The following is a 12,127-nucleotide window of genomic DNA, read 5'->3' as shown; positions in this document are numbered from 1 at the left end:
TGCAAACTATAGAACGTCGTCGTCGCGACCGGCCACTACGCTATCGAGTTCGCCGGTCATCGGCGAAACGACAACTTGTAACTGGATAGGCGCGCAGCACTGGTGGCAATCTTCCCACGTGTCATGGCTGCCTTGTGACGTATCAATGAGAAAGGTCAGCGGTGAATCGCAGTAAGGGCAGTGGAAGTCATAATTGACCAGGGCGTCGTCATGCATCGTTGGCTTCCTTTTAGATGGAGTGCGCTTAATCAAGCGTTACTAAGGAAGTGAGTGTAGCAGTGTGGTCGTCAGGTAGGGCATCGTGGGATTGAATCAGGTAGGATATTCGCTGGTTCCTAAAGCAACGCAGTGAGAGTAGCGATGATGTTACGTAACATGGCAGTAGCGGCCCTAGTGGCCTTTCCGATGGTCGCGTTGGCTGAAACCCCCAATGTAACCGCTGGTGAGTGGGAGTTTGTCAGCAAAACCAGCGTCAGCGGCGAAATGGAAATTCCGGATCAAACGGAAACCGAGCGTCAGTGCATTACTCAGGAAGAACTTGAGGGCGCTGAATTCGGCTTCATCGAAGAAGAAGAGGGCTGTGAGCTGCTCGATCAGGATTTGAACGCAGACGGCCTTAGCTACAGCATGGTATGCCGTGCTGAAGGTGGCGAAGCGACCATCGATGGCGAAATGCGTTTTATGGGTGAGCGCATTGAAGGCAGTGTCGATATCCTGACCCAGTCGCCCATGGGCGAGCTGAGCATGAACACGGTCATTGAAGGCGAGTACCTCGGCGAGTGTGAGTAACCGCCAGCAGCAATGCTAGTTCAAAGCAAGGGCTTCCCGTTTAACCGGGAGGCCCTTTTCGTTGGTACTGACTGCATAGGTACTTACTAGAGAGGTACTTACTGCCTGCCTGAAGCGCCTTCATGGGAAGGGGCATTGGCGATTTCATCTTCGAGCTGTCGCTTCACTGCGCCTGGCGATCCCGTATGGCGTGCCAGCAGGTCGTAAGCCACGGGCACGACAAACAGTGTAAACAGCGTGGCTGAGCCGACCCCCGCCATAATCACGGTACCGATGACCAAACGCGACTCGGCCCCTGGCCCTGTCGAGATAATCAATGGAATGGCGCCGGCCATGGTGGTGACGGCGGTCATTAAGATAGGTCTCAAGCGTGTCACAGAGGCTTCAATCAATGCGGCTCGAAACGCTTTCCCCTCGTCACGCAATTGATTGGCAAACTCGACAATCAGAATGCCGTTTTTAGCGGCTAAGCCAATCAGTAACACTAAGCCTACTTGACTGTAGATGTTCAACGACTGTCCAGTGAGCAGTAGGGCAAGCAGGGCGCCGCTCATTGCCAGTGGCACCGTGAGCATGATGACAAAAGGATGGATTAGGCTCTCGAACTGGGCAGCGAGTACCAAAAACACCACCAGTGCGCCCATTATCAACAGGAAGGCGGTGGCGCCACTAGCCTGCTGGAAGTCGCGCGATGCGCCTGCCACATTGGTTTGTGCCTCTTCTGGCAGCAACTCAGCAGCGCTCTCCTCTAGGTACGCCAACGCTTCGCCGAGCGGGTAACCATCTGCCAGGTTGGCCTCAATGGTAATCGCGCGTATGCGGTCAAAGCGATTCAGGGTGCTGGCACCAGCAAAGTCGGAAAGCGTGACTAGGCTGGCCAGAGGAATCAGCTCACCGGAGCGCGCCGAGCGAACCTGAATGTTATCCAGCGCCCTGGGGCTGTTCTGGCTACCGCGGTCACCTTCCAGGATGACATCGTACTCCTCACCCTCATCCACATAGCGAGTGACATTGCGACCGCCTAACAACACTTCCAGCGTTCTGCCGATTTCCGAGACGGTAACGCCTAACGAGGCAGCACGCTCGTAGTCGATCTCCACCCGCAGTTGCGGTTGGGTCTCGTTGTAGTTGCTTTCCAGGGCTGTTAAGCGCGGATTGTTTTCACGCACATGGTCGATCAACATATCTCGCCAGCGGGCAAGTTCCTCATACGTGCCGCCACCCAGTACAAACTGGACCGGTTTTTCGGTGCGTTGCCCAAAGCCCTGGCGCATGACGGGGAACGCTTGTACGCCGGGTAGGGTACTCAGTGTCTGGCGTACGTCGGCCATGATTTCCCAAGCGCTACGGCGACTGCCCCAATCAGCCATATTGACGATAATAAAGCCGCTGTTGAAATTCTCGATATTGCCGTAGCCACGCGGCGCACGAACTACCACACGCTCCAGCTCGCCGCTCTCGATCAGCGGCGTCATACGCGCTTCGATTTCATCCATATAATCCATCATGTAATCGAAGGTAGCGCCTTCAGGGCCATTCACTAATACGATAAAGTTGCCGCGGTCCTCCTGCGGGGTGTATTCATTTGGCAGCGCTGTCGCCAGCCAGGCAGTAGCCGCAATCAACAGCACGAACATGGCGACGACCAGCCAGCGCATCTTGAGCATCCACTCCAATGTCGCCTGATAGCGGTGCTGGGTGCCATTAAGCAGCCACTGTACGGCTTTACCAATGCGGCTATCGTGCATGCCTGGCTTAAGAATTTTAGACGCCATCATGGGCGTAAGTGTCAACGCGAGTAGGGTAGAGATCACCACTGCGGCGGCCATGGTCAGCGCGAATTCGGAAAAGAGCCGGCCAATGTCCCCCTGCAGCATACTCAGGGGCACAAAAACCGCCACCAATACCAGCGTGGTGGCGATGACCGCAAAGGCGATCTGCCGGGTGCCGCGAAAGGCGGCGACCAGCGGTGTTTCACCGTAGTCGTGCATACGCCGATTGATGTTCTCAAGCACCACGATGGCGTCATCCACAATCAGGCCAATGGCCAGCACCAGCGCTAGCAGGGTTAACAGGTTGATCGAAAAATTCATCGCGGCTAGGGCGGTAAACGCGCCAATAACGGCAATGGGCACTGTTACCGCGGGTACCAGGGTAGTGCGCAAGTTTCCCAGGAACAGGAAAATCACCACCACTACCAAGCCCATGGCGATAAATAGGGTCATGACGACCTGATCAATCGCGCCGGAGACGAACAGTGAGGCATCGTAGTTCAAGCTAAGCGTCATTCCCTCCGGCAGCGTGCCCTGCAGCCGTTCAAGCTCTACCTGTACCGCCTCGGAAAGCTCGATGACATTGGCCGTGGACTGCATGATCATGCCAAGCCCGACCATGGGCACACCGTTGGAGCGGAAGACAGAGCGATCTTCTACCGCACCGACCTCCACTCGGGCTACGTCGGCAAGGCGCACCAGGTAGCCGTTTTCGCTCTGGTTTTGAGGAGAGTTGATCGCAAGGCGCTGAAAGTCGTCAGCGCTGGCAAAGCTGCGGGGAAGGCGAACGATAAACTGGCGATCGACAGATTCAATCGAGCCTGCCGGGAGCTCTACGTTTTCGGCCCGCAGGGCATCCTCGATATCGCCGACGGTAAGCCCTCGGGCAGCCAGTGCATTGCGATCCAGCCAAACCCGCATCGCGTAGTCGCTGCCGCCGCCAACGCGTACCCGTGCCACGCCTGGTTGCACGGAAAGGCTGTCGACCAGAAAGCGGTTAGCGTAATCGGTGAGTTCGGTAATGGAGTAGTCTTCACCGGAAAGGCTGAGCCACACCACTATCTCTTCACTGCTGTCAGCCTTGGTGACCTCGGGGTTGTCAGCATCGTCGGGCAGGTTGCGCAGGGCGCCGGAAATTCGGTCACGAATATCATTGGCGGCGGCATTGATATCCATATCGATACCGAATTCGATTTCAATCTGGGAGCGGCCATCCTCGCTTTGCGAAGTAATCAGCTCGATGCCTTCCACCCCGGCTATGCGATCCTCAAGTACCTGGGTGATGCGCGTTTCGACCACGCTGGCCGAGGCGCCTGGGTAGCGGGTGTCGATAGTGACCACCGGCGGGTCAATGGTGGGGTACTCCTGCAGCGGCAGGCGATTGAGCGCCAGGAGACCAAAGGCAATAATCAGCGCCGCGATCACCATCGCGAGCACAGGGCGCTGAACGGAAATATCCGAAAGGCGCATCAGCGGTCAGCCTCCAGCAACGCTCGAATCCCGGTCTCGTCATCGACAATCCCGATCAGCCTGGCTTCTTGTCCATCCCGGGCCAGTTGCAGGCCGTGAACGACAATTAACTCATCGGCAGACAACCCCTCAAGAATTTCTACCTCGCCATTGCGTCGTTCGCCAATCGCCACTTCGCGGCGTGCCAAGCGAGTCGTGCCGTCACTTTGTTCGATAAGCATCACAAAATGACGGTCTCCACTGGGTTCGATAGCGGCTTCAGGGATCACAATAGTGTCGCGCACGTGTTGCTGAACGATGACTTCCATCAGCATGCCAGGGCGCAACCGGCCGTCAGAGTTGTCGAGTTCGGCGCGGACATCAATGCTGCGCGTCACCGGGTCGACCCGAGTGCCGATGGTGGCAATTTCACCGCTGAAAATATCGTCTGGGAAGGCAGCGGTAGTGGCATTTAGTATTAATCCTGGTGCAAGGCGGCCTAGAAACACCTCGGGTACGCTGAAGTCCAGTTTCATAACATCTAGTTTATCCAACGTCACCAGATCCATTCCTGGGGTGACCAGCGCACCGACGCTGATATTACGAAACCCAACGCGGCCACTGAAGGGAGCTTCTATTTGGTAGTTGGCTAGTTGGGCCTCAATGGCTTGAATGTCGGCTTCTGCCTGACGCAGGCGGGACTGGCTATCTTCTACGTCGGCTCTGGCCGCCAGATTACGGTCTTGCAACTGCGTGGCACGGTTCGAGGCATTGCGTCGCTCTTCGCGTAGCGACTGCGAGGCCCTTAGTTGCGCCTGCTCTTCGGCATCTTCTAGTCGGATAAGCAGTTGCCCCTCATCAACCTGTTCACCGTCCTGGAAATTGATCTCGGAGACAATTTCCGTGACGGTGGTGGAAAGCGTGACGCTTTCATCGGCACTCAGCGTCCCCAGCGCTTCAAGGGGGTCAGACCAGGTAGTCATTTCTGCCCGTGTCCCGATGACAGATGGTGCCGATTGGGCAAACGCCACCTGCGCTAACAGCAGGGCAAAAGGAACAAGCGTGAGTCTTAGAAGCAGTCGTCGTCGAACCGGTAAAGACATAGTGATCTCAGTGTTGTAAATAGTTATACGTTTATTATGCAGGGTATTTTTTTAATATAAAAATTTATCAAGCATGCCCCTGGTAGAATGCCTGTTTTTTGCACTCGGAGCCGCCTTGAATGTCGTCCACTATGAACTGCTCATTATGATTTATGATGTCGTTATCATTGGCGCTGGCGCCGCAGGTTTGATGTGCGCAGCGCAAGCGGGCTATGCCGGTAAACGGGTCTTGGTGCTTGATCATGCTAACAAAGCGGGCAAAAAGATTCTGATGTCCGGCGGCGGCCGCTGCAACTTTACCAATCTAGGCACGACGCCACAGCATTTTTACTCTTCAAATCCTTACTTTTGTATATCGGCGCTCAAGCGCTACCGCCCAGAACACTTTGTCGAGCTCGTTGAGCGCCATGGCGTTGAGCATGTTGAGAAAACACCGGGGCAGCTGTTCTGCGCAACCTCCGCTAAGGAAATTGTTCGCACCCTACTCACCGAGTGCGAGTGGGCCGGGGCTGAAATAAAACTCAGTACTCAGATTACCCGTGTGGAACAGCAGGGCAATGCCATGCGGCTGACGACGTCGATCGGTAAAATTGATGCGGGTGTGGTGGTAGTGGCCAGCGGGGGGCTTTCTATTCCGAGTATGGGAGCAACGGGATTTGGCTACGACATAGCGCGTCAATTTGGCTTGGAAGTGTTAGACACCCGGCCGGGGTTGGTGCCGTTCACCCTTAGTGATACCTGGAAAGCGCGTGCAGCATCACTTTCTGGTGTCAGCGTACCAGTGGCCGCCAGTGCTGGCAGCCGTCGCTTTGTTGATCCTATGCTGTTTACCCACCGCGGCCTGTCTGGGCCAGCGATGCTGCAGGTATCCAGCGTTTGGCAGCCAGGGGTGAGTCTTACCGTTGATCTATTGCCTGGTGAAAATGTGGCGGAATCGCTGCGTGAGGCGCGTCAAGAAACTCCCAAGCGTCAACTTTCTACGTGGCTGACGGAACGTTTTCCGAAGCGCTTGGCCCAAGCGTTGCTTGAGTGGTATCCCGATCATGATCCTGCGCGGCCGCTCGCTCAATATGCCAATCAGGCCTTGGACGAATGGGCTGACAGGCTTAATGCTTGGCAACTTAAGCCGGCGGGTACTGAAGGGTGGCGTACTGCTGAAGTGACCATGGGGGGAGTCAATACCGACGCGCTATCATCCAAAACCTTTGAAGTGAAAGGATTTCCACAGCTGCGGTTTATCGGTGAAGTAGTGGATGTAACAGGCGAGCTTGGTGGGTATAACTTTCAGTGGGCGTGGGCGAGTGGCGTAGCCTGTGGTCAGTCTTGCTAGGCAACGCCACTCGCTCAGGGTATTAGCAACAGGCTTAAGTAGCCACTTTGGCTAATAACTTAAGCTTCTTGAGTAGCATATAGCCTGCAAGCACTTTTCTGCCTGCCGCCATTGCTCCACCTGGGTGGCGCATTAGTCTGAATGCGGCAAAACCGCCGACGGCGTAAAGCGGCAGCTTGAAACTTTGCCAGTTTTTATCCAGGGGCGAGGCGGCTTGCTGCAAATATTCGCTATCGACCAGAATATCCACGCGCTGCTGCTCCAATTCTGCCAGCAGCAGGGCTTTACGTTCGGCACGGCTTAGTGGCTTTGTTGGTGGGTTAGCGGTGTCTGCGGATGGTTTCATCACTTGGCTCCTCAAGCAGTGCTCGATCTGCAGCAAGCTGTTTGAGTGTTTCTTTTAAAAGAGAATGGCGCTTCGACTGGCGAACAGCGATCCACGCTAGTAACAAACTGGCACCTATCAACACCCCAGCGCTTATGGCGATGGCGGTTAAACGATAGCTATCCCAGAACAGAACCACAACCAGCGCTGTCAGTGTGGCAATACCCAGCAAGAGCAACAGTAAGCTCGCTCCTGCAAGAAGGAGTAAAACCAGTAGCCGCGCACGCTCTTCTTCCAACTCAAACACCGCCAAACGCAGGCGAGTTTCGCTATTAGCGATCAGCGATTTTAGTAAGCGTTTGGCAGCAGAGAAGACGCGTTGGGTTGGACCCAAAGCCATTAGCGACGACCGAGCAGCATACCCACAACCATACCTGCTGCGGCACCAATGCCAATGCTCGTCCAGGGGTTTTCATGAACATAGCGGTCACAGGCATCAGCTTGCTGTGTCAGTGAGTCGCGCGTGTCGTCATAGATGCGTTCGCCGCGAGCTTCAAGGCGCGCACGGGTATCTTTTAATCGGCGCTCGGCGCGAGTACGTAGATCGTTCATCTCTCCGCTGGCATCTTTAGCTGTCGCGTTGACGAGTTCTTCAACGGTTTCGCTCAAATGGCGTAGGTCATCTTTAAGTTGATCGGCTTGCGTAGAATAAGTTTGCTGACGTTTGGCCATGAAGTCTTCCTTTGACGAATGAAAATGAATGAGAGGGCTGCTACAAGCATAGCAGCCACCTGACAACAGACAAGCAGTTACACCTATCGGTTCAGCCCTGTGGCACTAAATAAGGGATTTAAACTGAACCCCAGGCTTAAGCGATGCACACGGTGATCGTAATCGATCATGCTTTCGCCGTAGCCATAGTAATACTGTACATGTGCTCGCAAGCTGTTGAAAGCAGGCCAGCTGTAATCTATCTGTGTGCCTATATTGCCAGCGCTTGGGTTGCCACGCAGCTGTCCACTCACTTCATGGTTGTTATTAAGGCGCTTGGCGAGGCGAATATCGCCGTACCCCATGTAACGTTCGATATCTGGGTTGTCGTCATCCTTTGTGGATTCCGGTATCCGCCAATGGGGTGCCAGGGTGAACGCCCAGTCACCGCGCTGGAAAGTACTTTCAAGATACACCCGGTTCCAACTACGGGAGAGAGGATCTGAGCGACCATTAGACTGGTGATTAAGGGCGATTCGGTTGCGGGTGTTCACCCATCCAAGCGCCTCCCAAGCATTGTCAAAATCGATGAATATTTCAGGTTCGTAGTTGGTTTCCCTGAAAGGCGATGAAGCGTCGGTATTGTAGGCCTGCCACCAGCTGCGCTGGGTGTAGCCAAAAAAGACGTCACCGTAGTTGCCAAACACCTGCTCAGCCAGATTTACCTTGGCGCTAAACTGGAACTTAAGCTCTACGCTATCTATTTCGCTGTCGTCTGAGATATTGCGAAAGCTTTCGCGGTTCTGGTTCGCATTATAGCTAACCGGAAACAGATAATTGGTGCGGTGCGTTGTGATTGAAAACGGGTTTCGGCTTGATTCCTGCTCAAGTTCACGGCGCTCGCTCAAGTCTTCTCTGGCAGCTTCTTCAGGCAACTGCTCAAATGGTAAGCCTTGGGCGGCGTCTTCGGGTTTTTCTACCTGCTGCAACTGTTGATGCAGATCATATAGCTCAGCGTTGAGGGCACGGATACGCGCCTCAATCTCTTGTTGGGACTCAGCGAAGGAGCTTGCACTAAACGTAGCAAGACCCAGCAGAACCAATAATTTCGTGATCGGTAGTTTTCGGATAACCATCTAAGGTGGCTCGCAAAATGAATGAATAGGCAAATGCCATGGTTGTTTCTATCACGCCGCCTGCGGAAGTCAACACCTCTGATTGCGCTGGCTATCAGAACGTCTGACAATACGCCTATTATCCGTGTCTGCGGAGCTTTCGATGTCAACGAGGCATAAGTAACGTGGTGAGATGCACCTGTAAGTGGATCGTAACGTGTTTATTCTTGCTGCTTATTGTGAGCAGTGCCGCGGCCCAGGCCACATTCCAGGCCAGCATGCTCGAACGCGTGCCTGAGCAGGCTGAGCTGGCATCAAGGCTTGCTCAGTTGGAAGCGCTTGAGGGCGCATTGACCGCCCAACAAACCAGCGATAAAGAGGCCTTGGAGGCCGCTCTTGATGCCTATGAACGGCTAGCCTCTGTCGATGAGCGCCTGGCCGCGTTAGATACGCGCGTAGAGCAAGCCCCAGAATTACTAACTCGTTTGCAGCGTGAGTTGAGCGAAGCCGAAGAAGCGTCACAGCAACTGTCCGTGGCTGGTTTGAGTGACCGGCCCCTTGACGAGCTGGAAACCCTGCAAACTGACGCGGTGGTCGAACTTCAGCAGCTGCAAAGCCAGCTAGCGGAAGTGAACTCCCAACTACTGGCTGCCCAAACACTCCCTGAGCGTGCCCAACAATCTATCGCTGAATCCCTTCAGCGCGCGGAGAGTTTACGCCGACAACACGCTGAGCGCGAGGCTTTGCTAGCAGATCGGCAACTTTCGGCATTGAATGATGCACGGCTTATACAGCTGAGCCTTGAGCGCGCACTTGCTGACCGCGAAGTGAGCTTTTACCAGCGTGAACTCAGCGCGAATAGCCGGTTGCGCGAATTGGCGCAGGAGCGCCGTGATGTTCTTATGTTGCAAATTGATTATCAAGAGCAGCAGCTCAGTATGCTGCAAGGGGTGATAGACCAACAGCGGCGTTTGGCCTCAGAGCAAGCGATTGCTGATGCCGCCCGGGATAACCCCTTAATTGCCGCTGGCCACCCAGTGGTGGTGCAAGCCCAACAAGCCAACCAAACATTAAGCCTTGAACTGCTACGGGCCACCGACCGCGCTAACAGTATCGTGCGTGAGAATATTGAAGCCCAGCGCCAGTTGGAGCATGTCCGCCAACTACAGCGCAGCCTGAATGAGCAAATTAATGCCATACGCGGAAGCCAACTGCTGTCGCGTATTTTGCGTGAGCAGCGCCAATCCCTCCCGCCATTAATCGCACGGCGCGATTTGCAGGATGAAATTGCCGATCTGCGTTTGAAGCAATTTGATTTAGTCCGTCAGCGTGACCAGTTACGCCAAAGCGAGCAGTTTGCGACTGAGCAGCTAGTCGAAGCGGGCATAGAAGCGACGCCAGAACTGGTGGATTCACTCTCACGGCTCTATCAGTCCCGGCGGGAGCTGGTCGAACAATTGGAGCAGTCCTATGGTAGCTTGTTGAGTGCAGCGATCGAGCTACAGCTGAACCAGCAGCAGGTATTAACGACCACCAGTGAGCTGCGTGAAACCATTGATGAACAGCTATTTTGGGTCGCCAACAGCCGCCCGCTGGACGTTAACTGGCTGCGCCAGTTGCCGAATAATTTACGCCTAGAGTGGCAAGAGGGAGAGTGGCGCGCCATTCTGCCCACCCGTTGGCAAGGACTCTCTTGGCAAGTGCTTAACGGGGCGCCGCTTGTGTTGGTGGGACTCGTGCTGATGGGGTTACGTCGCCAAATTAAGACGCGCTTGGCGAACCTGCATTCACAAATCGGACGCTTGAAAAGCGACACCCAGCTGCACACGCCGAAAGCAGTGCTGCTAAATGCACTGCTGGCGCTGCCTGGACCCTTAGCGTTAGCGGGTATTGGGGGCGGGTTATTAGGCGCGGCGGGGCCGTTGGCAACTAGCGTTGCTCCGGCACTGCTTCAGTTAGCCCTGAGTTGGGGCGTAGTGGCATGGGGGCGCCGACTATTGGTTGCTGATGGGGTGGCTGAGCGTCATTTTACCTGGTCACCTCAATACACTGCTCGGTTACGCCAACTGTTAGGCGGATTAGGGGTCGCTTTGGTGCCCGTCATTGCCATTGCCGCGATGTCGGGTGAGATGGAGACTCCGTTAGCACTGCGTCCCGTTGCGCTAGCATTACTGTCGCTTGGTTTGATAGCCATGAGCTGGTGGCTGGCGCAATTGATACTGGCGCATATCCCCATTTTTGGCGTGCGTCTGTTTCGTTTGCTGTTGGGGCTGGCGATGGCGTCGGTGCCGCTGATGCTGCTGGGATTAGTCGCCTGGGGCTATGAATATACTGCGTTGCGCCTAGTAGGCAGGTTCGCCATTACGCTTTACCTGCTGGGGCTGTGGGTGGTGGTGGAAGCCACGTTGGTGCGCAGCTTGGCAGTAGCTGCTCGTCGGCTCGCCTATCGCCGTGCGCTGGCGCGCCGTCGCGCTCAGGTGCAAGAAGGTGCAGAAGGTGGGTTAGAAGTTGTCGAAGAGCCACCGCTTGATATGGCGCAAATCAATAGCCAGTCGCTGCGGCTTTCCAAGCTGATTGTGTTGATTGGCTTTAGTGCGCTGCTTTATTTGGTCTGGGCGGACTTGCTTTCAGTGCTTGGCTATCTGGACAACGTATCACTGTGGGAGGCGCAAGAGGGAGATCTGGTTGATAACGCGTTATCGATATCGGACATCTTTGCTGCCCTACTGATTGTCGCCATTACATTTATCATGGCGGGCAACTTACCCGGCTTGTTAGAAGTGATGGTGTTATCTCGGATGTCCTTGAAACAGGGCAGCGCCTATGCCATTAGCTCGCTGCTCTCCTACACCATTGTGGGCACGGGGATTGTGATGGGGTTATCGACCCTTGGCGTCTCCTGGGACAAGCTGCAGTGGCTGGTGGCCGCCCTGAGTGTGGGGTTAGGGTTTGGTTTACAGGAAATTTTCGCCAACTTTATATCCGGTTTGATCATTCTGTTTGAGCGGCCAATTCGTATTGGCGACACGATCACGATTGGTAATTTGCACGGTACTGTCAGCCGTATCCGCATCCGGGCGACGACCGTCACTGATTTTGATCGTAAAGAAATTATTATCCCCAATAAAACCTTTGTAACCGACCAACTCATCAACTGGTCACTGTCGGATAATATCACCCGTGTCGTGCTGACTTACGGCGTGGCTCATGGGTCGGACATGCCGAAGGTGCATCAGCTGCTGCGCAAAGCTGCAGATGACAATCCTCGCGTGCTGGCGGACCCTGAGCCTCAGGTTTTCTGTTTGAGTTACGGACAGCACAGCCTCAATTTCGAGCTACGTATTTTCGTCAATGACCTGCTCGACAGGCTGTTTGCTGCCGATGAAATTAACTGTCGGGTTGATGCACTGTTTCGTGAGGCGGGTGTACGCGTGGCCTTTGAGCAGATGGACGTATGGCTACATCCTGATAAGGGCGAGGCGATAAAAGTGCAGTCTGCAAATCAGCTCACGCCTCCTTCGTCGACTTGAAGC

Annotated in this window: 10 protein-coding genes; 3 read left to right on the top strand and 7 right to left on the bottom strand. The window is 54.8% G+C overall.

Features of this window, described 5'->3' with window-relative positions; all coding sequences use genetic code 11:
- Positions 1-6 precede the first annotated feature (6 nt).
- A complete protein-coding gene (locus ACWI0H_RS14095; RefSeq protein ID WP_008959592.1) occupies positions 7-216 on the bottom strand; it encodes a zinc ribbon domain-containing protein in 210 nt (69 codons plus the stop codon).
- A 144-nt stretch (positions 217-360) separates the two neighbouring features.
- Between ACWI0H_RS14095 and ACWI0H_RS14090 the strand changes: the two genes are divergently transcribed.
- Positions 361-789 (top strand): DUF3617 domain-containing protein, encoded by a 429-nt coding sequence (locus ACWI0H_RS14090; RefSeq protein ID WP_008959591.1) that lies wholly within the window; start codon positions 361-363, stop codon positions 787-789.
- A gap of 98 nt (positions 790-887) precedes the next feature.
- Here ACWI0H_RS14090 and ACWI0H_RS14085 read toward each other — a convergent pair whose 3' ends face one another.
- Positions 888-4,031, bottom strand: a complete 3,144-nt coding sequence (locus ACWI0H_RS14085) for an efflux RND transporter permease subunit (RefSeq protein ID WP_485873746.1) — start codon at positions 4,029-4,031, stop codon at positions 888-890.
- A complete protein-coding gene (locus ACWI0H_RS14080; RefSeq protein ID WP_485873745.1) occupies positions 4,031-5,113 on the bottom strand; it encodes an efflux RND transporter periplasmic adaptor subunit in 1,083 nt (360 codons plus the stop codon). The genes ACWI0H_RS14085 and ACWI0H_RS14080 overlap by 1 nt, the downstream gene beginning before the upstream one ends.
- Positions 5,114-5,258: 145 nt before the next feature.
- Between ACWI0H_RS14080 and ACWI0H_RS14075 the strand changes: the two genes are divergently transcribed.
- Positions 5,259-6,443 (top strand): BaiN/RdsA family NAD(P)/FAD-dependent oxidoreductase, encoded by a 1,185-nt coding sequence (locus ACWI0H_RS14075; RefSeq protein ID WP_485876232.1) that lies wholly within the window; start codon positions 5,259-5,261, stop codon positions 6,441-6,443.
- A gap of 34 nt (positions 6,444-6,477) precedes the next feature.
- Here ACWI0H_RS14075 and ACWI0H_RS14070 read toward each other — a convergent pair whose 3' ends face one another.
- The 4 genes from ACWI0H_RS14070 to ACWI0H_RS14055 form a co-directional block, all read right to left on the bottom strand.
- Entirely contained in the window at positions 6,478-6,789 is a 312-nt protein-coding gene (locus tag ACWI0H_RS14070) for a YqjK-like family protein (protein WP_008959587.1), read from the bottom strand.
- On the bottom strand, positions 6,764-7,168 hold the full coding sequence (locus tag ACWI0H_RS14065; RefSeq protein ID WP_008959586.1) for a phage holin family protein: 405 nt from the start codon (positions 7,166-7,168) through the stop codon (positions 6,764-6,766). The genes ACWI0H_RS14070 and ACWI0H_RS14065 overlap by 26 nt, the downstream gene beginning before the upstream one ends.
- Positions 7,168-7,500 (bottom strand): ElaB/YgaM/YqjD family protein, encoded by a 333-nt coding sequence (locus ACWI0H_RS14060; protein WP_008959585.1) that lies wholly within the window; start codon positions 7,498-7,500, stop codon positions 7,168-7,170. Before ACWI0H_RS14060 ends, ACWI0H_RS14065 begins: the two co-directional genes overlap by 1 nt.
- An 83-nt stretch (positions 7,501-7,583) precedes the next feature.
- Positions 7,584-8,615: a phospholipase A gene (locus ACWI0H_RS14055; protein ID WP_485873744.1), complete on the bottom strand. Its 1,032-nt coding sequence runs from the start codon at positions 8,613-8,615 to the stop codon at positions 7,584-7,586.
- A gap of 167 nt (positions 8,616-8,782) precedes the next feature.
- On the opposite strand from ACWI0H_RS14055, the gene mscK reads away from it, so the two are divergent.
- Positions 8,783-12,124: a mechanosensitive channel MscK gene (gene mscK, locus ACWI0H_RS14050; protein WP_485876230.1), complete on the top strand. Its 3,342-nt coding sequence runs from the start codon at positions 8,783-8,785 to the stop codon at positions 12,122-12,124.
- The last annotated feature ends 3 nt before the right edge of the window (positions 12,125-12,127 follow it).

The organism is Halomonas sp. NYA30 (assembly GCF_976980765.1).
The sequence above is the reverse complement of the archived record's forward strand: the minus strand, read 5'-3'. Positions and strand labels throughout refer to the sequence as shown.